The organism is Leucobacter manosquensis, assembly GCF_018304845.1.
Classification (GTDB): domain Bacteria; phylum Actinomycetota; class Actinomycetes; order Actinomycetales; family Microbacteriaceae; genus Leucobacter; species Leucobacter alluvii.
In genome coordinates, this window is sequence record NZ_JAFEVO010000001.1 from 2,673,711 (window position 1) to 2,697,913 (window position 24,203).

Sequence of the window (24,203 nt, forward strand, 5' to 3'; positions counted from 1 at the left end):
CGTTTCGGGCGCAACGCCCCGAGACGCTCCGGGCGAGATCCCTGCCCGGGTGCTTCTCAGACAACCTCACGAGACGAGTATCTGGCCAATACACGTTCGCGGTGCACTCGATCACTGCAGTAGATCGATCTCAGGGAGAGCATCGGATTTGGGGATGCCCCGGTCGCGGGACGAGGGAGGCTCAGTTGGGCGAGAACAGGGCGCCGATCGCCTCCTCGACGGCGCGCGCGCGGCTCGATCGCCGCACCTGCGCGAGCGACGACACCTCCATCGTGAGCCCCGCGGCGTCGTCCGATATCTCGACGGCGGCGATCTCGGCCCCGGCATACGTCTGCGCGGTGCGCGGGCGCTGGTTGAGAATGGAGAAGCCGAGGCCCATGGCCACCATCGAGCGAACGGTCTCGTAGCTCGTGCTCCGGTATCTGAGGTTCGGGGAGATGCCAGCATCGGTGAGAATCCGCACGAAGTAGTCGCTGCTGCTCGGCAGATCGAGCAGCACGAACGGCTCGTCGGCGAGTTCCGCGAGTGCGATCCGTTCCCGCTGCGCGAGCGGATGGGAGCGTGCGAGGATCACGTGCGGCCGGAACTCCGCGACGAGGGTGTTCTCGATGCCGTCCCCGCTCGGGAGGTCGTAGGTGACGGCGAGCTCGGCCCTCCCGTCGCGGAGCGCCGCCAGGCACTCCGAATGATCGCCCTCCAGGACGGTGACGTCGAGCCCCGGGTGCGTCTCGCGCACCGAGCTGAGCAGGCGCGGAAGCACGAACGGCGCGAGCGTCTTGAAGCAGGCGATGGTGATGGAGCCGTGCACCTCGCGCTGGTCGGAGCGGATCGAATCGATCGTGTCGTTGAGGGTGCCGAACAGGTGGTGCGCGTCGCGCAGCAGCGTCTCGCCGGCCGTCGTGAGGATGAGCCCCTTCGAGTGCTGACGGATGAACAGCGAGGCGCCGAGGGAGCGCTCGAGCTGCGTGATCGCTGTCGAGACCGCCGATTGCGCGACATGCAGCTCGGCACTGGCCGCCGTCATGTTGAGGGTCTTGGCGCACTCGGCGAAATAGACGAGTTGCGTGAGGGTGATCGGGAACCGCTGCACCATGTCGGGCCTCCTTGCGCGGACGACCGGAGCGTTCTCGCCGCCACAGTCGATCTAATGAATAGATATGGTGAGTAACTTTTAGCTATTTTACAGATACCGGAATCGCTCGAAGAATGGGGGAAAGCCGGGCGTGAGAGCGCCACTCGACGAGGAGGATCCTGTGACGGAAACGACGCACGTGCGCCTGCGCAAGTTCAACACCAAAGAGACGTACCCCGAGCAGAATCTCGACAACGATCTCTGCCAGGCCGTCGTCGCGGGCGGGGTGGTCTACCTGCGCGGGCAGATCGGTCAGGATCTCGACACCCGGGAATCGGTCGGCATCGGCGATGTCGTCGCGCAGACCGAGCAGGCGATGTCGAACATCAAGATGCTGCTCGACGAAGCGGGGAGCCGCCTCGAAGACATCGTGAAGGTCACCATCTACATCATCGATCCGCGATACCGCGAAGACGTGTACCGCACCGTCGGCAGGTGGCTGACAGGCGTCTACCCCGTCTCGACGGGCATCGTCGTGCAAGCGCTCGCGCGCCCGGAGTGGCTCGTCGAGATCGACGCGACCGCCGTGCTCAGCGAGCGGTGAGCGCATGACCTTCTCACTGCTGCTGCGCGATCCCGAGTCGGGAGAGTTCGGATCGGCCATCTCGTCGTCGTCCCCCGCCGTGGCGGCCCGGTGCGTGAACCTCGCCGACGGCATCGGCGGTGCGCACTCGCAGAACGTCACCGACCCGCGGCTCGGGCACGGGATCATCGAGCAGCTCCGCGCGGGGGCGACGGCCGCTGAGGCGCTCTCAGCGGTCGTCTCCTCCACCGACCAGACCTCGATCGCATACCGCCAGCTGCTCGTGCTCGACGCCGATGGCAGAACCGCCGTCCACTCGGGGGAGCGGGCGCTCGGAATCTTCGGGGCGACGGAGCGCGAGAACGCCGTCGCGGGCGGCAACATGCTGGCGAGCCTCGACGTGCTCGATGCGCTGGTCGAGACGGCGCTCACATCGCACGGCTCGATCGAAGAGCGGCTGCTCGCAGCGCTCCAGGCGGCGATCGCCGCAGGCGGCGAGGCCGGTCCCGTGCACTCCGCCGGGCTCTCCGTCGTCGCGAATGCAGGTTGGCGGGTCACGGATCTCCGGGTGGACTGGTCCGACGACCCGATCGCCGAGCTCGGGCGCGCACTCGACGAGTGGTTGCCGCAGCGCGACGCGTACGTGAACCGCGGGTTGGACCCGGCAGCCGCACCGTCGTATGGGGTGCCCGGCGATGAGTGACGCACTGAAGCAGCGGATCGTCGCGCAGCGGGAGCGCATCGACGACGATCTCATCGCACTCTCGAACCGTCTGCACGGCGACCCCGAACTCGGATGGCAGGAGCACCGCTCGTCGGCAGCGGTCGCCGCGGTGCTCGCGTCTCACGGATTCGCGGTCGAGCAGCCGTATCTCGGCCTGGAGACCGCGTTCCGAGCGACGCTCGGCGATCCGGAGTCCGCCGGGTTCACCGTCGGTTTCCTCGCCGAGTACGATGCGCTTCCGGGGCTCGGGCACGCCTGCGGGCACAATCTGATCGCCGCGATGTCGGCAGGTGGCGCGATCGCGCTGGCCGCGGTCGCCGATGAGCTCGGGATCGCCGTCGAGGTGATCGGCACGCCGGCCGAGGAGGGTGGGGGCGGCAAGATCGAGCTGCTGGAGCGCGGAGCGTTCACCGAACTCGACTTCGCGCTCATGGCGCACCCGGCACCCGTCGATGTCGCCGAGGCGCGTCCGTTCGCCGTCGCGCACTGGCACGTGCAGTTCGACGGCGTCGCGGCGCACGCCGCCGCGTATCCCGAGCGCGGGGTGAACGCGAACGACGCGTTCATCATCGCCCAGACCGCGATCGCACTCCTGCGTCAGCAACTCCCCTCCGGCGTGCGCGTGCACGGGGTGCAGACGCGCGGAGGCGAAGCGCCGAACGCGATTCCCGAACGCACGGAGGGGCGCTGGTACGTGCGCGCCGAGACGATGGAACAGCTGCTCGCACTCGAATCGCGGGTGCTGCGGTGCTTCGAGGCGGGCGCGCTCGCCTCCGGCGCGAAGCTGACCGTCACCTCAGAGAGCAAGCGATACGCCGAGATGCGCACCGATGCGGAGGCGCTTGCCGTCTACCGAGCCAATGCCGTCGCACTCGGCCGCGACTTCGACGTCCCGCCCGAGGCGGCCACGATGAATCGCGCCTCCACGGACATGGGCAATGTCTCAGCCGTCGTCGACGCCATCCACCCCTACATCGGAGTCGGCGGGGAGGCGTCCAACCACCAGCCGGCCTTCGCCGACGCGTGCGTCGGGCCGATCGCTGAGCAGACCCTCCGCGACGGCGCCACCGCGCTGGCGTGGACGGCCCTCGACGTCGCCCGTACGCGCGGGCATTCCGCGTAGGCCGCAGCCCGACCGGCACCCCCGCGGGCGCTGAACGCCCGCGAACCGCGAATCACCACATTCAGGAGCAAAGGAACCGTCAATGTCGACCTCCGAACCCATTCGAGAGCTCAGCGACCTCGTCGACCAGAAGAGCCTGCGCAAGAGCGTCGCCGCCGGTGCCATCGGCGTGCTGGTGCACTGGTTCGACTGGGCCGTCTACGCCTACCTCGCGGGCACCATCGCCTCCGTCTTCTTCCCCGAGGAGAGTGCGACCGCCGGCCTGCTCGCGACTTTCGCCGTCTTCGCGGTCTCCTTCCTCGTGCGCCCGATCGGCGCCATCATCTTCGGGCGGCTCGGCGATCGACTCGGTCGCAAGCAGACCCTCTCGATCGTGATCCTCGCGATGGCGCTCTCGACGCTCGTGCTCGGGCTGCTGCCCGGGTACTCCACGATCGGCATCCTGGCTCCGATCCTGCTCATCGCGACGCGCATCGTGCAGGGGCTGGCTGCCGGCGGCGAGTTCGGCAGCGCTGCGGCCTTCCTCGGCGAGTTCTCGCCGGCGAAGCGCAGAGGCTTCGGCGTCAGCTGGCTCGAGTTCGGCAGCCTCCTCGGGTTCCTGCTCGCCTCATTCGCAGTGTTCCTGCTGAACCTGGCCTTCGATCAGCAGCAGATCGCCGATTGGGCCTGGCGCATCCCGTTCCTCATCACGGTGCCGCTCGGCTTCATCGGCCTCTACATCCGCCGGAAGATCGAGGACACCCCCGAGTTCCAGCAGCTGCAGGAGCTCGAGACCGTCTCGCACGCCCCAGTCAAGGAGGTGTTCCAGCGCAACTTCAAGGAGTTCATCCAGACCTGCGGCATGGAGACCTTCATGAACGTCACGTTCTACGTCGTGCTCGTCTATCTGCTCACGTACCAGGAGGTCACCGTCGGCATCGATGCCGGCAACGCGGCGCTTCTCTCGACGCTCGCCTCAGCGCTCGGACTCATCGTCGTGCCGCTCGCGGGGATCGCATCGGATCGCGTCGGACGCAAGCCGGTGCTGCTCACGGCCGCGGTCGCGCTCACGGTGCTCTCCGTTCCGCTGTTCATGCTGATGAACGACCCAGCGCCGTGGGCGACGTTCGTCTCGACGCTCGGGCTCGCCCTGATCCTCGCCATCGTGCTCGGCACCCACGCCGTCACGGTCGTCGAACTCTTCCCGACCCGCACGCGTCAGACGGGCCTCTCGATCGCCTACGCCCTCACGGCGGCACTGTTCGCCGGCACCGCGCCGTACCTGCTGACCTGGCTCATCGACACGACGGGCGATCAGCTCGTCCCCGGCTACTTCCTCGTCGGAGTCGGCCTCGTCGGCGTCGTGACGGTGCTCAGCCTGCCCGAGACCCGCGGCATCCCGCTGCTCAAAGCGCAGGATCTCGAGACGGCGACCGTGACGATCCCCGATATTCGCACCGCCGGTACTTCCAGCACCCCCAGCACTTCCAGCATCCCCGGCAATTCCGGCACCCCCGGCACCCGCATCGAAGGAGACCAGTCATGACCAGAACCCTCGCAGAGTGGCAGGCAGCCGCGGCCGCGCTCGAATTCGATGGCCGACCGGTGATCGACGGCGTGAGAGTCGCCGCGAGCACCGGTGAGACCATCACCAAGACGAACCCAGCCACCGGCGCCGCTCTCTCGGAGATTCACGCGTGCAGCGACGTCGAGGTCGACGCCGCGGTCGCCTCCGCCAGGGCCGCCTACGAGTCGGGAGCGTGGTCGCGGGCCGGCGCCGGCTTCCGCCGCGAACGCCTCCTCGAACTCGCGCGGCTGATCGAAGCGCGGGCAGATGAATTCGCGCTCTACGACTCTCTCGACATGGGCAAGCCGGTGCGCGAGTCCGCGTCGATCGACGCACCCGGATCCGCGGCCCTCTACCGCTTCTACGGCGAGGCCATCGAGAAGCAGGAGGATCTGATCCCGGTCACGCCGCCGGGGTCGACCGCGCTGGTGACGCGCGAAGCGCTCGGCGTCGTGGCGGTGATCGTGGCGTGGAACTATCCGCTCGAGATCGCGACGTGGAAGCTCGCGCCAGCGCTCGCCGCAGGGAACTCGGTCGTGGTCAAGCCTCCGGTGGAGGCCTCGCACTCGACGCTGCTGCTCGCCGAGCTCGCGATCGAAGCCGGCATCCCCGCCGGAGTGCTGAACGTCGTCACGGGGCGCGGATCCACCGTGGGACGTGCGCTCGGTCGGCACGAGGACGTCGATATGCTCGCATTCACCGGCTCGACCGAAGTCGCCAAACAGCTGCAGCAGTACGCCGGGCAGTCGAACATGAAGCGGCTCGCGCTCGAAGCGGGGGGCAAGAGCTCGAATCTGATCTTCGCCGACTGCGACGACCTGCGCGCTGCAGCCGAGAAGGCTGCCTTTGGCAGCTTCTACAACCAGGGCGAGGTCTGCTCGGCGAACTCCCGCATCTTCGTCGAGCGGGAGGTCTACGAAGAATTTCTCGCGCTCTACGCAGAAGCGGCTCTGGCGTACGCGCCCGGTGACCCGCTGGATCCTGCGTCGGGAATCGGTTCGCTCGTTTCAGAGAGGCACGCCGACGAGGTGTGGGCGACGATCGAGCGGGCCCGCACTGACGGCAGGATCGCCGCAGGCGGCACCCGGCCCGAGATCAACGGCTCGCGCGCCTTCATCGAGCCGACGATCGTGACCGACGTGCCGGCCGACCATGAGGTGCACACGCGAGAGATCTTCGGACCCGTCGCTGTCGTGACACCGTTCGACTCGGAAGACGAGGCGATCGCGCGCGCGAACGAGACCCCGTTCGGCCTCGCGGCCTCGCTCTGGACGGGAAGTCTCTCGCGGGCGCACCGGGTGTCGCAGCGCCTGGTAGCAGGCACCGTCTCCGTCAACACCGTCGACGCCCTCGGCTTCACCACCCCCTTCGGCGGATTCAAGCAGTCCGGTTTCGGGCGAGACCTGTCGGTGCACGCGCTCGAGAACTACACCGACTACAAGACGACGTGGCTGCAGTGGGGGTGAGCACCGTGGACCGCGCCAGGTGATTCACGACACGATCGCACCGGAACACACCAGTGAACGCGTCAGAAGCCACTTCACACCGAAGTGAGAGCCGATGTCGACGCGGCATTCAACGCAGCAGAAGAGGAAACGAACATGAACGGTCTGGCAGAAAAGGTTGCATTCGTCACGGGCGGAGGCTCGGGAATCGGGCGGCAGGTGTCGCTCCGCCTGGCGCGGGAGGGCGCGAAGGTCGGCGTCGTTGACCTGCGCGAAGCGGCGGCTCAATCAGTCGTCGAGGAAATCGTGGCCGGTGGTGGCGAAGCGATCGCCGTGGTCGCCGATGTCACGTCGGCGGCCCAGGTCGAGGCAGGAGTCGAACGCCTCGTGGACGCGTACGATGCCGTGCACTTCGTGGTGAACTGCGCCGGGGTGGCGCTCGGCGAAGGCGGCGTCGTCGACTGCACTGAGGACGCATGGGATAAGACCATGGCGATCAACGTCAAGAGCATCTTCCTCACCGGCAAGTACGCCATTCCCCGCATCATCGCAGCGGGTGGCGGCTCGATCGTGAACATCGCGTCCGTCTTCGGCATGGTTGCAAACCCAGATGAGTGCGGGTACGCCGCTTCGAAGGGCGCGGTGATCAACCTCACGCGCCAGATGGCGGTGCAGCACGCGCAGGATCGCGTGCGCGTCAACGCGGTGCTCCCGTCCGACTGCGATACGCCGCTCATCGCGGGTCTTCTCGGCGTCGAGGGCGCCGCGCTCGAAACTGCGAAGGCAGAACTCGCCGCGCCCATCCCCTTCGGACGGCTCGCTCAGCCCGAGGAGATCGCTTCGGGAATCACGTTCCTCCTCTCCGATGACGCTGCATTCATCACCGGGGTCTCACTTCCCATCGACGGCGGCTTCCTGACCAAGTAGGTCGGAAGCAGCCACTGGAGAAAGCCAGCAACCATGAGTGCAACGTCGCATCCTCACGTTCCCACGATCGAAGACAAAACGATCCAACCCATTCCCCTCGACGAGCGTCACGGCAAACCACGTGACCTCTTCACCATCTGGTTCGGCTCGAACATCATGGTGCTCACGATCGTCACCGGCGCCCTCAGCACGACGGTGTTCGGGCTCGACTTCTGGAGCGCGGTGATCGCCGTCGCGATCGGCAACCTCCTCGGCGCCGTCTTCATGGCGCTCCATTCAGCGCAGGGGCCTCAACTCGGCGTTCCTCAGATGGTGCAGACGCGTGGCCAGTTCGGGTCGTACGGTGCACTTCTCGTCGTGATCGTGACCGTGCTCATGTACGTCGGTTTCTTCGCGGCGAACCTCGTACTCGGAGGCCAGGCGCTCTCCACGATCATTCCCGGGCTGCCTGTGAACGCCGGCATCATCATCATCGGCATCGTGAGCGTCATCGCGACGATCTACGGATACCGCCTGATCCACGCCTATACGAAGATCTTGAGCATCGTCTCCGGTATCGCGCTCGTGGTCGCATTCGTGCTGCTCGCGATGTCCGCGACGGGGAGCGACTTCGGCGTCGTGGGCGGCTTCAGCTGGGGCGGCTTCATGGGAACCGTCTCGGTCGCGGCGCTCTGGCAGATCGCCTACGCGCCCTATGTCTCCGACTACTCGCGGTACCTCCCCCGCGATACGGGCCCGAAGGCGGCGTTCTGGGCCTCCTACTGGGGCTGCGTGCTCGGCGCGACGCTGCCGATGATCCTCGGCGCACTCGTGGGTGCGAAGCTGCTCGCCGCCGGAATGAACCCGGACAACGTGGTCGAAGGAATGGGACAGTTGCTCCAGCCGGTGACCGTCGTGATCGTCGGCATCTTCTCCTTGGGCGTCGCGGCGACGAACTCCATGAATCTGTATTGCGGCGTGCTGTCGACGCTCACCGTCGTCCAGTCGTTCAAGCCCTCGTGGACGCCGCGTGCCAAGACCCGTGCAGTGACGGCGGTCATCATCTTCGCGATCGCGCTCGGCCTCGCGCTCATCGGGGCCGACAACTTCCTCGTGTACTACTCGAACTTCCTCGCCCTGCTGCTGTATGTGCTCGTGCCGTGGACGGCGATCAACCTGGTGGACTACTACTTGCTGAAGCACGGCGACTACCGCGTCGCCGACTTCTTCAAGCAGGACGGCGGCATCTACGGCCGATTCAACTGGGTGGCGATCGGCTGCTACATCCTCGGCGCAGTCATCCAGATCCCATTCATGGTGACGGCGCTGTACACCGGTCCCATCGGAGCCGCGCTGGGTGATGTCGATATCTCGTGGATCGTCGGGCTCATCGTGATCTGCCCGATCTACTTCTTCGCGCAGCGCGCTGTGGAACGCCGCCAGGCGGAACGTCGCATTCCGGTCGAGGTCTGAGCCGATCGAATCCGCTCGAGGCCGCCGGGGGGCCGGCGGCCTCGAGCCAGGGAGCGTTGATGAGTACGATTGCGGATTCCGGCGACGGGCTCACCCGGTCGACGGGCGAAGACGGCGTGCTCGTGCTGCACGCGCTCGAGCGGGCTCGGCATGACCCGTTTCGAAGCTTCATCGCCGTGGCGGAGTCGGCGCCGCGGTCGTCTCATCCCCGAGCCGCGTTCGCCGGGGTGCCCTTCGCAGCGAAAGACAATCTCGAAGCGCGCGGCTTCCCGACCACCGCGAATACTCCGGCGTTGCTCGGCACGTCGGGCACTGCAGAGAGCCCGGTGGTCGCTGCGCTTCGCGCTGTCGGTGCGGTGTTGATCGGCAAGACGGGCATGCACGAGCTCGCACTCGGCGTCACGTCGAGCGCAGCCGCGTTCCCCGCGACCGTGAATCCGCGGGATTCGCGTCGGAGTGCCGGTGGCTCATCGGGGGGCTCGGGTGCAGCAGTGGCCGCGGGGATCGTCCCCTTCGCGCTCGGCACCGACACTGGGGGATCGATCACCATTCCAGCCGCGTGGTGCGGAGTCTACGGCTTCCGCCCATCGACGGGCCGCTGGTCCGCTCAGGGGACTGTGCCGCTCTCGAGCACGCGCGATACGGTCGGCGTGATCGCCGAATCCGTGCAGTGGATCGCCGAGGTGGATCGCGTGGTCGCCCCCCGATACCAGGGGCACCGAAGCGGGCGTCCACCGAAGCGCTCTCGGATGCGCATCGGGATTCCCGATGAGGACTCAGAGTGGGTGACGCACTGCGACGCCGAGGTTGCGCGTGCATGGATGGAGGCGTTGCTGATTCTCGCCCAAGTACCCGACATCGAGCTGGTACCGGTGGTGGATCCGGGCCTGCACCGAGCGGAGCGGTCGTGCGGAACCACTATCGAGCTCTACGAAATCTCACACGAGCTGACGCGCTACCTCGGCCGACTGCCGGAGCCGATCCCGTTCGGCGAGCTTCGCGATCGAGTTGCCCGCGCGGAGGTTCGCGATCTGCTCGACGAGTCGCTCGGGCACCGCAATGATCGGCACGGGTACGCGGCGGCGCTGAGGCTGCGCAGCGCTCTGCAGCGCATGCACGCGAAGTTCCACACAGCGTATGCGCTCGACGCCCTGCTCTACCCATCCGTGCCGATGGTCGCCTCGTTGCTCGAGGCTCCTCGTCCGCGGGCCGAGGGGGCCATGGGCGAGCGGGCGCCAAGCGATGCCGAAGTCTTCGTGCGCGCAACGTGGAATGTGAACCCGGGCTCGGTGGCGGGCGCTCCGGCTCTCACCCTGCCAGCGCCCCGTTACTCCGAAGGTCGCCCTGTGGGGCTCACACTCGAAGGGGCGCGCTTCGCCGATCGCCGGCTCATCGAGGTGGCCGGACGCGTGGCCCGCCGGTTGCACGAACATGCCGATCAATTGAAATGATCTAGATCACATCAAAAGACTATTTTACCGATCGATCGAGGCCTGGAACCATTGGGAACCAATGACGGTCTTCCGTCCAGTCACCGACGACTGAAAGGACACAGAACATGACTTTGCAGCCAGAGACGCTCTCGGACCGCGAGGCCGCGGCCGAGGTGCCGAGCGGAATCGCCGAAATCGCCAAGCGTCATCTCGTGATGAACTTCACGCCGGCGAGCAAGTATCGCGACGATGATCTCCCGGTGTTCGTGCGGGGGGAGCACTGCTCCGTCTTCGACGAGAGCGGGCGCCGGTTCTTCGACGGTCTCGCCGGTCTCTTCTGCGTGCAGCTCGGATACACGCATGGCGCAGAGGTCGGCGAAGCGGTGCGCGAGCAGCTCGCCACGCTCCCCTTCCAGACGACGTGGAGCGTCACGCATCCACCCGCAGCACTACTGGCGCAGAAGATCGCCGAACTCGCGCCCGGCGACCTGAACCGCGTGTTCTTCGCGTCGGGCGGCGGCGAATCGAACGAGGCCGCGATCAAGCTCGCGCGCCAGTACCACATCACTCGCGGTGACCACGCGCGGTACAAGTTCATCGCGCGTCGCGTCGCGTACCACGGCACCAGCTTCGGCGCGATGTCGCTCAACGGCATGACCGACGTGCGCAAGATGTTCGAGCCGCTCATGAACGGAGTGCGGCACACGCACAACACGAAGCGCTACCGTCGGCCTGCAGGCGAGACCGCGGCGCAGACCACCGACTTCCTGCTCGGCGAGCTGGAGTCGCTGATCGTGCAGGAGGGCGCGGATACGATCGCTGCGCTCATCATGGAACCGCTGCAGAACGCCGGGGGCAGCCTGACGCCTCCGACACCCGAGTATTTCGCCGGTGTGCGCGCGCTGTGCGACACATACGGCATCCTGCTCATCGCCGACGAGGTCATCACCGGATACGGCCGTCTCGGGTCATGGTTCGGTTCCGCGCACTACGGGTTCCAGCCCGACATGATCACGTTCGCCAAGGGAATCGCGTCGGCGTACGTTCCCCTCGGCGGCGTCATCGCGAGCGATCGGATCATCGAGACCGTGCTGGACGGGCCCGTCGGCATGTTCAACCACGCGCTGACCTACGGCGGGCACCCCGTCGCGTGTGCAGCGGCGTTGAAGAACCTCGAGATCATGGAGCGCGAAGGCGTCGTCGAGAACGTTGCAGCCCTGAGCCCGTACCTGGGCGAGAAGCTCGGCGAGGTCGCTGCGAAGCACGTCAAGATCGTCGGCGACCTGCGCGGCGACGGCTTCCACCGCAGCTTCGAGCTGGTCACCGATCACGCGGCCAAGCGCTGGGCCGCTGATCCCCTCTCTGCGGGGGACTTCGTCAGCGGGCACCTGAATCCGGCGCTCGCAGAGGTCGGCCTCATCTGCCGCGTCGCGATCGACGCGGAGGGCAACCCGCTCGTGCAAGTGTCGCCGCCCCTGGTGATGACGCGCGACGATATCGACGAGCTCGCGTCGCTGCTCGACCAGGCCTTCACCATCGCCTCCGACGGAGCAGGCCTCTAGCGGCTGCGTTCGCGGGCGGCTCGGCCGAGCATCATCGTGGATGCTCGATCCGAGCCGCCCTTCACGCCTCACGCGGACAGCGGGGGCGATCCTGTGCTGCTCGGGACGGTTCCCGCGCGGCGAAGCCTCAAAGGAGAGAACCATGACGCAGGAACCACCCGTGGTCACGCAGACATTCGTGCGATTCGAACAACAGCACATCATGCCCATTCCCGAGAACGAGCGGACGGGCACGAACTGGTCGCTCTTCGCGATCTGGGTCGGGCTGAACATGATGCCTCTCACCGTGGTCACCGGTGCCGTCGCGAGTGGCGCGTACGGGCTGCCGATCGGGTGGAGCATCGTCGCGATTCTCGCGGGGAACGTGATCGGCGCGTTCGGCTCCGCCCTGCACGCCTCGCAGGGGCCGCATCTCGGGATCCCGCAGATGCTGCAGGCTCGCGCGCAATTCGGATATCTCGGAGCGAGCCTCTTCGCGCTGATCGCATTCGTGATGTTCATGGGGTTCTTCGCGAGCATCCTGATCGTCGCGAAAGATGCGCTCGCGGCGGTCTTCCCCGACTTCAACGGGACGGTCGCGATCCTCGCTTTCGCTGCGATCGGGATCGCGCTCTGCGTCTTCGGCTACGACCTGCTGCGCAAGACGATGGTGTGGTTGTCGATCGTGATCGCGGTCGCGGTCACCGTGTCGATGATCATGTTCTGGACGAAGCCAGAGGTGACCTCGCAGCCGGCGGAAGCCGCGTTCACCTACGAGGGCTTCTTCGCCATGCTCGCGATCGGCATCGTCTGGCAGCTCGCGTATGCGCCGTACGTCTCCGACTACTCGCGGTACCTGCCGAAGGCGACCGGACCGAAGACCGCGTTCTGGAGCACGTACCTGGGGCTCGTGGTCAGCTCGGTGTTCGTGATGACGCTCGGTGTGCTGCTCGGAGCCGCGAACCCGGAGAACCCGCTCGCGGCCCTCGGCGACTTCCTCGGCCCGGTCGGCATGGTCGTGCTCATCATCTTCGCGGTCAGTTCAGCGCTCATCAACGGCGTCGAGCTGTACTCGGCAGTGATGAACGCGCTCACGGTGATGCAATCGAACTTCAAGACCGTCATCACCTCCGGCACTCGGGTCTGGACCACGATTGTCTGCGGCGTACTCGCCACCCTCATCGCGATTCTGGGTCAGGGGGACTTCATGACGATGTTCGAGAGCTTCCTGACGCTGCTGCTGTACGTGCTGATTCCGTGGTCGGCGATCAATCTCGCCGATTACTTCATCGTGCAGAAGGGGCACTACGTGGTCGCGGATCTCTTCGATCCGACCGGTGGCCGCTACGGCAAGTGGAATGCGGTGGGGCTCTCGAGCTACGGGATCGGACTGCTCGCACAGGTCCCGTTCATGATCACCCCGCTGTTCACCGGGCCCCTCGCCGAACCGCTGCAGGGCATCGACATCGCCTGGCTCGTCGGCTTCGCGGTGACGGCAGCGGTCTACCTGCTGCTCGTACGCCGCCGCGCGCAACGCCGCACGCTCGAGCAGGGCTCGGCGTCGGCCTCGGAGTCGCGCACCGGCTCCGCCTGAGCGCGGCGCGCCCACAGGGGTTCGGCGGGAAACCGGCGGTTACCGGGCCCCGTGGGCTGCCAGCCGGAAGAACTCGGGCGGAGTCGAGTGCCCCATCGCCGCGTCGGCGAGCACGCGACCGATCGCGGGTGTGAACTTGAACCCGTGGCCGGAGAACCCCGCACCCACGGTGATCGGGCCGACCGTGTCGAGCACGAATCTCCCCGAGTCGGTCGAGGTGTACGTGCAACTGATCTCGGTCGGCGAGTCCGCGTCGAGCCCCGGGAACCATTCGGTGACGTACCGCCGCAGCGTCGCGCGCTGGGCATCGCTCGCGCGGAACGTGCGGGCGTCGGGGTCGACGGTCTCGCCGACCCTGTGGAAACCGACCTTCACGCCTTCGCCGGGGCTCGGCATCCCGTAGACGGGAGCGGCGAAGCTCGCCAGCAGCTCGGGCGGCAGCAGATGGTTGAACGACGGCCACGGGATCGACGCCGATCGCGGCGCGAAATGTGCCGGATGCTCCTCGGTGACGGTGAGCGACGGCAGTTCGATCAGGCCGTCGAGCAGCGGCGCCGTCCACGCGCCGGCGGCGACGGTCACATGGTCGGCGACCAGCTCGCGGATGCCGCCCTCGCGGCCGCGGCTCGTCACGCGCACCCGGGCGTCGTTCGCGCTCGGCTCGATGCGCAGCACCTGTTCGCCGCGCTCCACGATCGCCCCGTGGCGGATCGCGCTCATCTCGAGCGCTGCGAGCGCACGTGCGGCGTGCACGATGCCGGCTTCCGCGCTGAACAGCGCGCCGCCTGCGAAGCGCATCCCCGGCCAGCGGGCGCCCGCCTCGTCGGCCGAGAGCAGCGACACCGCAGCTCCGCGCGCGACGAGCGCATCGTGTGCGGACGCGACCACGCTCTCGTCTCCGTGCGTCACGAGTCCGTGGAGGCCGAGCAGCTCGGTGCGGGTCTCGGATTCGAGCGCGCGCCACAGCGTGGTCGCCTCGTCGAAGAGGTCGAGGTACGCGGGCTCGTCGTACGCGTTGTTGAGGTTGCGCGTCGAGCCGTGCGACGCGCCGCGAGTGTGGTGCGCTTCGAAGCGTTCGAGCAGACGCACGCTCGCTCCGCGGGAGGCGAGCTGCCGAGCCGTGGCGAGGCCCATGGCGCCGCCGCCGATCACGAGGTGGTCGGTGGGCTCGCTCACAGTCGTGCGATCTCTTGTCGCGGGCGTACGGCGATGTCGGTGAGCTGGACGTCTGCGGGAGCGTCGACGACGAAGCGCACGGTCTCCGCGACGGACTGCGGGCGGATGTATCGCTCGGGCCGGTACTGATCCGCCGGGATGCCGGCGCGCAGCATGTCAGTGTCCGTCTGCCCGGGAGCGATCGTGACGACGCGCACCCGGTGCGGTTCTTCGTCGATGCGCAGGACGTCGGCGAAGCCGCGCAGAGCGTGCTTCGACGCGGTGTAGACGGCGCTGCCCGCGACCGGACGGGTGCCCGCGCCCGAACCGATGAAGACGACGGTGGCAGCGGCGGCGCGCAGGAGGGGGAGCGCCGCGCGGGTGATGAGCGCGGGCCCGGTCACATTGCTGGCCAAATGACGTTCCCAGGCCGATGCGTCGGCTGTCTCGACTGAGAGATGCTCGCCGATCGCCGCAGCGTGCACGAGCACGTCGAGTCGGTCGAGGTCGGCGATCCTGCGCGAGAACGCTTCGTGGTCGGTGACGTCGAGCTGCCACGCGGTGGCGCCGGTCTCCGCGACGACCGCGTCGAGACGCCCGGCGTTGCGCCCGACGGCGATGACGCGATGGGTGCGGGTGAGGTCGCGAACGATCTCGCGCCCCATGCCGCCGGAAGCACCCGTGACGAGAGCGATGGGGCGGTCGTTCAAACGGTGGTCAGACACGGTGGGCTCCTTCGAGTGGTCGGGGATGCGCGGGGGAGTCTGCGGCCGCGCCGCGGCTCGGCGAGAGCCCGGATCGGGCCCGCCGGGCGACGACGATGAGACTGCGCGCCACGCGATCGGTCTCGCGCAGCATCGGAGGATCGGTTCCCGGCATCGGGCTGATCACCGTGTCGTGGAGCGCCGCATCGACCGGAATGCCGGCGACGTGCACCGCGTCGTCGAGCGAGCCGTCGGCGTGCACGAGCAGCCCGGTCGCCGGATCGATGTCGAAGGCGCCGGTCTCACGGGGTTCCCCGGATCGCGCGCTGATGCGGAACGGCCGCGCTCGCCCGGCTGCGACCAGGCCGAGCGCGAGCGGGTCGGAGCTGTCGGCGAGGCGATGGAAGTGCATCCAGGAATCGATGAGTGTCGCAGCGGTCACCTGTGAATCGGTCACGCACGGCGACGCGGCCGTGAACCCCGCGTCGGAGATGGCGACACGGGCCCTCGGGCCGATGAAGCGCACGAACCCGGCCTCGGCGAGCGCCAGCAGCTGGCGGTTGCGGAACGCGGGCGGTCCGGATCCTGCCATGCCGCCGACGGCCATGAGCATCGCGAATCCCGAGGCTCTCGATTCGGCGTCGAAGCCTCCGAGCGAACCCACGCGGTTGGCGACCCCCCGCGCAGAGCTCACCGACCAGAGCCCCGCCTTCCAGGCGCTGTCGCGACCCAGCGCGGCCTCATCGAGATCATGGGACACGCGTCGCGTCACCCAGGCGTCGAAGGCTTCCGCGCTGTCGAAGACGTGTCGCACCGGGCGCATCTCGCCGAGCAGATCGAGTCGGTCGGCGGCATCCGCGATGAACGGCGCCACCGCGTCGGCCACGTCCTGGGCGACCGCTTCGAGCGCATCTGCATCAGCGGCGTCGCGATCCGAGGCGGGGTTCGCATCTGCATCAGCGGCGAGATGCGGCTGGATCGCGGCGGCGATCACCGACTCGACGTCATCGGCAGTGCCCGACGTCGCGTCCGGCCGCACGCGTCGCAGTGTGCGGTAGTGATCGAAGTGCGCATCGGCGACGATGCGCGGCCAGAACTCGCGGTCGAAGTCGATGGGTCGAGGTGCCGTCGCCCAGTCGACGCCGGCGAGAAAGCGCTGCTCTGGTCGCGGGGGGAGCGAACCGTAGAGCGTCTTCGCGCGGAACGGGACTCCGCGCCCCGAGGTCACATGCAGCACGGGCTCGCGCCCCGAGGGCTCGTAGCGCAGCCCGCCGCGCGCCCGCGCGTCGGCGACGAACTCGCCGCCGCGCCCGAGCGTGAGCAGCGCCATGGTGTCGAAGAACCCCATGCCCATTCCGCGCACGATCACGTGCTCTCCCGAACTCACTCCGCTCAGGTCCTGCTCGACGGGACTCGCCGGCCGCACCCACGACAGTTCGGGTCGCTCGGCGAGTACTGCTGTGAACTCGCGTTCTTCCGCTGTCTCGGTGGTCGGCAGCCACCCGGTCGCGAGCACGACGGCGTCCGCTTCGACCGCACCGCCGTCGCGCAGGCCGATGCGCTGCCGCCCTGCATCGCCCTGGGCCACGCTCACGGCGCGCTCGCGGTGGCGAATCACGCGCACGCCATCGGGCAGCTCTGCGATCGCTCGCTCGAGGCACCACTCCAGGTACTCGCCGTAGAGTGCTCGGCTCGGGTGCGACTCCGGGCGGAACGCCTCGAGCTCGCGGCGGTACGCATCGGCGAATCCGGGTCGGATCGGGTGGGCGTCGACCACCGCAGCGTGCGCCGCCGGAATGCGGTCGATCGCCGCGGCGAGCGCATCCGAAACCGTCGTGCGCGTCGCCGACTCGTTCGTCGGCTGCGTTGCGAGCGCCAGCAGCCCCCATTCGTAGAGTGTGGGGCCGACGCGGACCGGACCCGTGATGGAGCCGCCGGGCTCGGTGAAGAGCGTCACGGCGTCGGCGAGGGTGTTCATGCAGAGCTCGCGGGTCTGGTCGGTGCGCCAGATGCGCCCGGCGCCGAATGCCGTCTCCTCGATGAGGTGCAGTTCGAGGTCGCGCGCGGGTGCGGCGCCGCCAGTGCCCGCGGTGTCGGGCTCGGAGGCGGCTGCGTGCAGGTGGGCTCCGATGCGCTCGACGAGCGACGTGCCGCGCGGCCCGACTCCGATGATGGCGATCGTCGGCAGAGGGGTCATGGTTCCGTTATACGCGGCCGGGGGCCCGGATGTCTGATCGGATGACCGTTTATGACGCGAGGAGTTCATGAAGTTCTGTGACACCGAGGATTTCCGCTAGCTTATGAGAGCTATAACATTAGCCGGGTTGCCTGCATCATGACGCAGAGACAGCACCACAGATTCACGAGTTCGCAGAAGGAGCACCATGAAGAAGCACCGCATCGCCTGGATCGCCACGATGGCAGTAGCCGCGATGGCGCTCACCGGGTGCTCGGCGAACGCTGGCGGCGGCTCCGGCGACGGCGCGGCGCAGGAGGGCGGCACGCTCACCTACCTCGAACCGCAGACCTGGAACACGCTCTACCCGCCGGCCGCGGGCTTCTACCCGAACGGCGGCGTGGTCAACCAGGTGACGGATCGCCTGCTCTACCAGAACCCCGAGACGCTCGAGCTCGAGCCGTGGATCGCGAGCGAACTGCCCGAGGTGAACGCGGATGCGACGGAGTACACGTTCAAGCTCCGCGAGGGAGTGACCTACTCCGACGGCACACCGCTCGACGCGGAGAACGTCGTCAAGAACTTCGATCTCTACGGCAAGGGCGACACCGACCGCGCGCTGTCGATCTCCGAGGCCATCAACAACTACGACCACGGTGAGGCGATCGACGAGTACACGGTGAAGTTCTTCTTCACCGCCCCGTCTCCTGGCTTCGCGCAGGCGACGTCGACGATCAACTCCGGCCTGCTCGCGAACGCGAGCCTCGACCGCACGAACGAGGAGTTCGGGCCGGGCAATGCCACCGAGATCATCGGCAGCGGACCGTTCGTGATCTCGGACGAGCAGATCGGCAAGCAGACCGACCTGGCGGTGCGCGAGGACTACGACTGGGCGCCGGAGTCGCGCGAGCACGAAGGTCGCGCCCACCTCGATGCCGTGAACATCATCGTCGCCGGCGAGTCGAGTGTGCGCGTCGGCACGGTCACCTCGGGTCAGGCGCAGATCGCTCGATCGATTCCAGCACCCGACGAGGCGCAGTTCGCCGGCGACAACCTGGCGCTCGTGCACGCCGCCACGAATGGAGTGAACAACAGCCTCAGCTTCCGCTTCGCCCACGCCCCGCTCACCGACATCAAGGTGCGACAGGCGATCATCGCGGGCATCGACCGCGAGGCGATCGTGAGCACCCTCTTCACCGAGAACTACCCGCTCGCCACCGGCATCCTCGCGGAGACCGCTCTCGGGTACACGGATACTTCCGAGTTCTACGAGTACGACCCGGCGAAGGCGGAGCAGCTGCTCGATGAGGCCGGCTGGGCGCCGGGGTCGGACGGCATTCGTGAGAAGGACGGCGAGCGCCTCTCGATCACCTTCAACGAAGCGCTGCCGCAGCCTCGCTCGAAGGAGGTCGTCACCCTCATTCAGGAGCAGCTCGCAGAGCTCGGGATCGAGGTCGAGCTCTTCCCGGGCGATCAGGCCGCGCAAGACGAGGCGCGACTCGACGCCGACACGATCCAGGTCTACCACTCCATGGTCGGCCGCGCGGATTACGACGTGCTGAAGTCGCAGATCTACTCGACGAACCGCAACGCGAACCTGAACCTCGATACGGAGTCCGGGACCATCCACGACCCCGAATTGGACGCCGCGCTCGCCGAGATCGCCTCCGTACCGACGGCTGAGGAGCGCGCCGCCGCATCCGCGAAGGCGCAGCAGCGCATCGCCGAGCAGGCCTACGTGCTGCCGCTCTTCGAGGAGCCCCAGGTCTTCGGGCTCCAGGCCTCCGTGCAGGGCTTCGCCACCGAGTCGATCGGCAGGCCCTCCTTCTACGACGTGCAGCTCGGCAAGTGAGTCGGGCGGCGCTGCTGCGACGCGTCGGCCAGGCGATCCTGGTCCTCGCGCTCGCGTACACCGCCGCCTACGTGCTGCTCGCGGCGCTGCCGGGCGACGCGGTGATGGCACGCTTCGGCAACCCCGACCTCGGGCTCTCAGCCGAGCAGCTCGCCGACATTCGGGCGAGCTACGGGGTGGATCGCCCATTCCTCGTGCGGTTCTTCGACTCGGTCGGGGCGTTCCTGCAGGGGGACCTCGGGTATTCCGTGCAGAGCGGGGCGGCGGTCTCCACTCTCCTCGCCGAGGCGCTGCCGTCGACGCTCACGCTCGCGGTGGTCGCGCTGATCCTCGCCGTCTTCCTGGCGGTCGTCATCGCGTTCACTGCGAGCTACGGAGCCGGCAGCTGGTTGCGCCGCGCGTTCCGCAACCTGCCGCCGCTCTTCGTGTCGCTGCCGGTCTTCTGGATCGGCATCGTGCTCATCCAAGTCTTCTCGTTCCAGCTCGGTCTCGTGCCGACGATCGGAGCGACCGAGCTGCAGGCGCTCATTCTGCCCGCCATCACGCTCGCCATCCCGATCGCGGCGCCCCTCGCGCAGGTGCTGCTGCGCAGCATCGACGAGGTGAGCGAGCAGCCGTTCGTCGCGGTGGTGCGCGCCAGGGGAGCCAGCACCAGTTGGCTGCTGTGGCGCAACGTCGCCCCGAACGCCCTGCTGCCCGCGATGACGATGGCCGGTCTGCTCTTCGGGGAACTCGTGGGCGGAGCGATCGTCACCGAGGCCGTCTTCGGACGCGTCGGCATCGGCGCGCTCACGGCGCAGGCGGTCGCCAACCGAGACACCCCCGTGCTGCTCGCGGTCGTCGTCATCGCGACCGTCGTCTTCGTCACGATCAACCTCGTGGTCGATCTGCTCTACCCCGTGCTCGATGCGCGGCTCAGGCAGCGCACCGCGCGCAAGTCGATAGGAGCGACCGCATGACCGCGATCGACGTCTCAGCCGCACGCGCGGTGCCGCCGAGCGGGGCGCGGGCCTGGTCGTGGCGCACCCTTCGGCGCCCGGGCATCCTCGTGCCGGCGCTCGTGCTGCTCATCGCACTCGCGTGGGCCGTGGCCCCCGGGCTGTTCACCTCCGTCAACCCGACCGCGAGCGTCGGGCCGGCACTGCAGGCGCCGAGCTCAGAGCACTGGTTCGGCACCGACGCGACGGGGCGCGACCTCTACGCGCGCGTGATCTACGGCGCTTCGCAGTCGATCAGCGCCGCGTTGATCGCCGTACTCGTCGGGCTCGTCGCAGGCTCGCTCATCGGCATCACCGCGGGCGCCGTCGGCGGCTGGGTGGATGAGACCCTCATGCGCGTGGTCGACGTGCTGCTCGCGATCCCGACCCTGCTGCTCTCGCTCAGCATCGTGATCCTGCTCGGCTTCGGCACCGCGAACGCTGCGATCGCAGTGGGAGCCACGTCGATCGCAGTGTTCGCCCGACTGTCGAGATCCCAGGTCGTGAGCGTACGCGCGAGCGAGTTCGTCGAAGCCGCCTACGGCTCCGGCGGTACGTTCTTCGGGGTGCTCTGGCGGCACATTCTGCCGAACTCGCTCACCGCCGTGATCGCGCTCGCCGCGCTGCAGCTCGGTTCGGCGATCCTGCAGATCTCGACGCTCGGATTCCTGGGATACGGAGCGCCGCCGCCGACGCCGGAGTGGGGTCTGCTCATCGCGGAGGGGCGCAACTACCTGGCCACCTCGTGGTGGCTGACCGTGCTTCCCGGAATCGTCGTGGTGTTCGTGGTGCTCGCGAGCAACCGACTGAGCCGGGCTATCAGCGATGGAGGCAACGCATGAGCGTCGAACCGCTGCTCAGCATCCGCGATCTCGCCGTGCAGTACCGCACCCGGCAGGGACACATCGACGCCGTGCGCGGCATCGGTTTCGATGTGCGCGCCGGCGAGGTCACCGCCGTGGTGGGCGAGTCGGGATCCGGCAAGACCACGGTCGCCCAATCGGTCATCGGCCTGCTCCCCGCCAACGGGCGGGTGACCGCCGGCAGCGTCACGCTGAACGAGCGACGCCTCGGGTCGACCGAACTCGTCGGCCTTCCCGAGCGGCGCTGGCGCGACCTGCGCGGCCGATGCATCGGGCTCATTCCGCAGGATCCGGGCAACTCCCTCAACCCGGTGCAACCGGTCGGAAAGAGCATCAGCGAATCGCTGCGCATCCACGGCCGACCGAGTCGCGACGAGGTGCACGATCGCGTCCACGCACTGCTCGAGCAGGTCGGCATCGATCAGCCGATCAAGCGGGCCAAGCAGTACCCGCACGAGTTCTCCGGCGGCATGCGTCAGCGCGTCCTCATCGCGGCGGCGCTCGCCAATGATCCCGAGCTGATCATCGCCGACGAGCCCACCTCCGCGCTCGACGTCACCGTGCAGCGCACCGTGCTCGATCTGATCGACCGCTTGCGCGAGGAGATGGGAACGGGCGTGCTGTTCATCACGCACGACCTCGCGGTGGCGGCGGATCGCGCCGACAGCGTGGTCGTGATGCGCGGAGGCGAGGTACAAGAGGCCGGCCCGGCAGCGCAGGTACTGGCGAAGCCGTCGTCTGATTACACGAAGCAGCTCATGGCCGATGCGCCCTCGTTCGGCAAGCTCGTCGAACGGGAGACGATCGCTGTCGCATCCGTTCCGGGCGGTGCAGCTGCGGCTCCCGCATCACCTGCGCCGGCAGCCCCGCTCGTCGAAGTGCGCGACCTGCATCAGGTGTTCGGGCGCGGCTCAGACGCCTTCGTCGCGGTCGACGGGGTGTCGTTCACAGTCGCGCGGGGCACCACCCACGCCCTCGTCGGCGAGTCGGGTTCGGGCAAGACCACCACCGGTCGCGCGATCGCCGGCTTCTCCGTTCCGACGGCGGGCAGCGTGCGCGTCGACGGTGCAGAGGTCACCGAGCTCCGGCGCTCCGGCCTGCGCGAGTTCCGGCGGACCACGCAGATGGTCTACCAGAACCCGTACGGCTCGCTCGATCCTCGTCTCTCCGTTGGGCAGACGCTCGCCGAGCCGCTCAAGAACTTCCGCATCGGCACTGGGAGTCGCGCGGATCGCGTCGAGCGGGTCGCCCACGCGCTCGAGATCGTCTCGCTGCCTGCCGAGTTCGCTCAGCGTCGCCCCCGCGAGCTGTCGGGCGGGCAGCGGCAGCGGGTCGCCATCGCCCGCGCACTGATCGTCGAGCCCGAGCTGGTGGTGCTCGACGAAGCCGTGTCGGCGCTCGACGTCACGGTGCAAGCGCAGATTCTTCGACTGCTCGCGCGCCTGCAGCACGAGTTGAGCCTCACCTATGTCTTCATCTCGCACGATCTCGCCGTCGTTCGCCAGATCTCCGACACGGTGACCGTGCTGCAGCGCGGCCGCCAGGTGGAGCACGGCCGCACCGAAGACGTGTTCAGCAACGCGCAAGACCCCTATACCCAGCGCCTCATCGAGGCGATCCCCGGCGCATCGCTGTCGTCGGGGCACTGGGAGATCTGACACTAGAAGGAGCACCACCGCAATGACCCTTCCCGCATTCGTCCACACCGACGTCATCGCCGCACTGACCGGCATCTCCCCGGGCGACGCCCTCGATCGGGCGCGCGATCGCCGCCCGGAATCGAAGCAGCACGCGCAGGGCAGCTTCGAGGCGCTCTTCGTGCCGCTCGACGCCTCTGAGGTGTCGCTGGCCGAGCGGGCCGCAGTCGCGCTGTTCGTCGCGCGGCTGCACGAGGAGCCGGAGGCCGTCGCGTTCTACGGTGCGCTGCTGCGCGAGACGGGGGGTGGCGCCGGGCTCGAGCCCCTGATCGTCGCAGAAGCCGGGCGCGCTGCTGGGCAGGGCCCGTACGGGGCGTTCCGCGCGGAGAACGCCCCCGAGAGCGAAGCCGGGCCCGAGTACAGCGTCGCCTCGGTCGAAGCCGCCTATGCGCTGGGCGATCGGCTCTCAGCGGCGCTCGAGCACGCGCACATGCTGGTGCTCCACCCCCGCGACGCCGATCGCGAGCGCCTCGGTCGGCTGCTCGACGCCGGCTGGAGCAGCACCGGTATCGTCACGCTCTCCCAGCTCATCTCGTTCCTCGCGTTCCAACTGCGCGTCGCCCACGGCTTGCGCGAACTGCGCGAGAGCGTCGGCGGCGCCGCGGCGACGCGCGCCGAAGACCTCCCGGCGCTCGCCGCCGACGTCGCCGCGGTGGCGCGCGAACGTGCAGGGGCGTCGACCGAGCAGGCGCCGGTTGCGGCTGCAGAGGCACTGCCAGCCGCGCCTCGTGTCGACGAGCCAGCACGCTTCACGCAAGACGTGCTGGGGTGGAAGCCGTGGCTCGAGCCCCTGCCGGTCGCCGAGTTCACCGAGGCGCACTACGACGCGCTCGTGCAGCGCGACCGCGTGCACATGCCGTACTTCCGATTGCTCGCGCGTGATCCCGAAGCGCTGCGGGAGCGCACGCTCACCGACCTCGACATCTTCTTCAACACCGACGCCGGGCTGCCTCGCGCCGAGCGGGAACTCGCAGCGGCCGCCGCTTCGCGCTTCAACGGGTGCGTGTTCTGCGCCTCGGTGCATTCGCGGTTCGCGACGGAGCAGGGCGCCGATCGCGCCGAGGTGCAGCGGTTGCTCGACGAAGGGGTGGGGGCGCGGATCTCGACGAGGATCGACGCCATCGTCGACGCGACCGTCGCTCTGACGGCGACGCCGCCGCGCTTCGGGCAGCCCCAGATCTCCGCCCTGCGCGACGTGGGGCTCGCCGAGCTCGAACTGCTCGACGCGATTCAGGCCGGCGCCTTCTTCAACTGGGCGAACCGCCTGATGCTCTCGATCGGTGAACCCACGACGGCCTGAGGCACACTGCCGCGGCTCCCCGATCTATCGAGGAGCCGC

19 protein-coding genes are annotated in these 24,203 nt (G+C 68.2%); 15 read left to right on the plus strand and 4 right to left on the minus strand.

Annotated features, from left to right (window positions below):
• Positions 1-181: 181 nt before the first annotated feature.
• Positions 182-1,093, minus strand: coding sequence for a LysR family transcriptional regulator (locus JSQ98_RS12520; RefSeq protein WP_200330298.1), 912 nt, complete (start codon positions 1,091-1,093; stop codon positions 182-184).
• 160 nt (positions 1,094-1,253) lie between these two features.
• On the opposite strand from JSQ98_RS12520, the gene JSQ98_RS12525 reads away from it, so the two are divergent.
• From JSQ98_RS12525 to JSQ98_RS12570, 10 genes are all read left to right on the plus strand, one after another.
• Positions 1,254-1,676 carry a Rid family hydrolase gene (locus JSQ98_RS12525; RefSeq protein WP_090146444.1) on the plus strand — a complete coding sequence of 141 codons (423 nt, stop codon included), beginning with the start codon at positions 1,254-1,256 and terminating at the stop codon, positions 1,674-1,676.
• Positions 1,677-1,680: 4 nt separating this feature from the next.
• Positions 1,681-2,358 (plus strand): DUF1028 domain-containing protein, encoded by a 678-nt coding sequence (locus tag JSQ98_RS12530; RefSeq protein ID WP_211649980.1) that lies wholly within the window; start codon positions 1,681-1,683, stop codon positions 2,356-2,358.
• Positions 2,351-3,502, plus strand: a complete 1,152-nt coding sequence (locus JSQ98_RS12535; protein WP_211649981.1) for a M20 family metallopeptidase — start codon at positions 2,351-2,353, stop codon at positions 3,500-3,502. The genes JSQ98_RS12530 and JSQ98_RS12535 overlap by 8 nt, the downstream gene beginning before the upstream one ends.
• Positions 3,503-3,584: 82 nt before the next feature.
• Positions 3,585-5,027, plus strand: coding sequence for an MFS transporter (locus JSQ98_RS12540; RefSeq protein ID WP_249290831.1), 1,443 nt, complete (start codon positions 3,585-3,587; stop codon positions 5,025-5,027).
• A complete protein-coding gene (locus tag JSQ98_RS12545; RefSeq protein WP_211649982.1) occupies positions 5,024-6,514 on the plus strand; it encodes an aldehyde dehydrogenase family protein in 1,491 nt (496 codons plus the stop codon). Before JSQ98_RS12540 ends, JSQ98_RS12545 begins: the two co-directional genes overlap by 4 nt.
• Positions 6,515-6,649: 135 nt before the next feature.
• Positions 6,650-7,420 carry an SDR family NAD(P)-dependent oxidoreductase gene (locus tag JSQ98_RS12550; protein WP_200330285.1) on the plus strand — a complete coding sequence of 257 codons (771 nt, stop codon included), beginning with the start codon at positions 6,650-6,652 and terminating at the stop codon, positions 7,418-7,420.
• Positions 7,421-7,453: 33 nt separating this feature from the next.
• Positions 7,454-8,872 carry a purine-cytosine permease family protein gene (locus JSQ98_RS12555; protein ID WP_211649983.1) on the plus strand — a complete coding sequence of 473 codons (1,419 nt, stop codon included), beginning with the start codon at positions 7,454-7,456 and terminating at the stop codon, positions 8,870-8,872.
• A 59-nt stretch (positions 8,873-8,931) separates the two neighbouring features.
• Complete coding sequence (locus JSQ98_RS12560; protein WP_211649984.1) at positions 8,932-10,323, plus strand: amidase family protein; 1,392 nt, start codon at positions 8,932-8,934, stop codon at positions 10,321-10,323.
• Between the two features lie 107 nt (positions 10,324-10,430).
• Positions 10,431-11,867: an aspartate aminotransferase family protein gene (locus JSQ98_RS12565; protein WP_211649985.1), complete on the plus strand. Its 1,437-nt coding sequence runs from the start codon at positions 10,431-10,433 to the stop codon at positions 11,865-11,867.
• A gap of 142 nt (positions 11,868-12,009) precedes the next feature.
• A complete protein-coding gene (locus JSQ98_RS12570) occupies positions 12,010-13,440 on the plus strand; it encodes a purine-cytosine permease family protein (protein WP_211649987.1) in 1,431 nt (476 codons plus the stop codon).
• Positions 13,441-13,479: 39 nt separating this feature from the next.
• Here JSQ98_RS12570 and JSQ98_RS12575 read toward each other — a convergent pair whose 3' ends face one another.
• From JSQ98_RS12575 to JSQ98_RS12585, 3 genes are read right to left on the minus strand one after another with little or no spacing between them, the layout of a single operon-like run.
• Positions 13,480-14,616: an FAD-dependent oxidoreductase gene (locus JSQ98_RS12575; RefSeq protein WP_346728791.1), complete on the minus strand. Its 1,137-nt coding sequence runs from the start codon at positions 14,614-14,616 to the stop codon at positions 13,480-13,482.
• Positions 14,613-15,320: an SDR family oxidoreductase gene (locus tag JSQ98_RS12580; RefSeq protein WP_346728792.1), complete on the minus strand. Its 708-nt coding sequence runs from the start codon at positions 15,318-15,320 to the stop codon at positions 14,613-14,615. Before JSQ98_RS12580 ends, JSQ98_RS12575 begins: the two co-directional genes overlap by 4 nt.
• Positions 15,313-17,496 (minus strand): FAD/NAD(P)-binding protein, encoded by a 2,184-nt coding sequence (locus tag JSQ98_RS12585; protein WP_211649988.1) that lies wholly within the window; start codon positions 17,494-17,496, stop codon positions 15,313-15,315. The genes JSQ98_RS12580 and JSQ98_RS12585 overlap by 8 nt, the downstream gene beginning before the upstream one ends.
• A gap of 187 nt (positions 17,497-17,683) precedes the next feature.
• Between JSQ98_RS12585 and JSQ98_RS12590 the strand changes: the two genes are divergently transcribed.
• The 5 genes from JSQ98_RS12590 to JSQ98_RS15440 are packed head-to-tail and all read left to right on the plus strand — an operon-like array spanning position 17,684 to position 24,164.
• The gene (locus tag JSQ98_RS12590; protein WP_090146466.1) at positions 17,684-19,327 is read left to right on the plus strand and encodes a TIGR04028 family ABC transporter substrate-binding protein; all 1,644 of its coding nucleotides are present in this window, start codon (positions 17,684-17,686) and stop codon (positions 19,325-19,327) included.
• A complete protein-coding gene (locus tag JSQ98_RS12595) occupies positions 19,324-20,286 on the plus strand; it encodes an ABC transporter permease subunit (protein ID WP_090146468.1) in 963 nt (320 codons plus the stop codon). Before JSQ98_RS12590 ends, JSQ98_RS12595 begins: the two co-directional genes overlap by 4 nt.
• The gene (locus JSQ98_RS12600; RefSeq protein WP_211649989.1) at positions 20,283-21,146 is read left to right on the plus strand and encodes an ABC transporter permease; all 864 of its coding nucleotides are present in this window, start codon (positions 20,283-20,285) and stop codon (positions 21,144-21,146) included. Before JSQ98_RS12595 ends, JSQ98_RS12600 begins: the two co-directional genes overlap by 4 nt.
• The gene (locus tag JSQ98_RS12605) at positions 21,143-22,825 is read left to right on the plus strand and encodes a dipeptide ABC transporter ATP-binding protein (protein ID WP_211649990.1); all 1,683 of its coding nucleotides are present in this window, start codon (positions 21,143-21,145) and stop codon (positions 22,823-22,825) included. The genes JSQ98_RS12600 and JSQ98_RS12605 overlap by 4 nt, the downstream gene beginning before the upstream one ends.
• Before the next feature lie 22 nt (positions 22,826-22,847).
• Positions 22,848-24,164, plus strand: coding sequence for an alkylhydroperoxidase domain protein (locus JSQ98_RS15440; protein ID WP_211649991.1), 1,317 nt, complete (start codon positions 22,848-22,850; stop codon positions 24,162-24,164).
• Positions 24,165-24,203 lie beyond the last annotated feature (39 nt).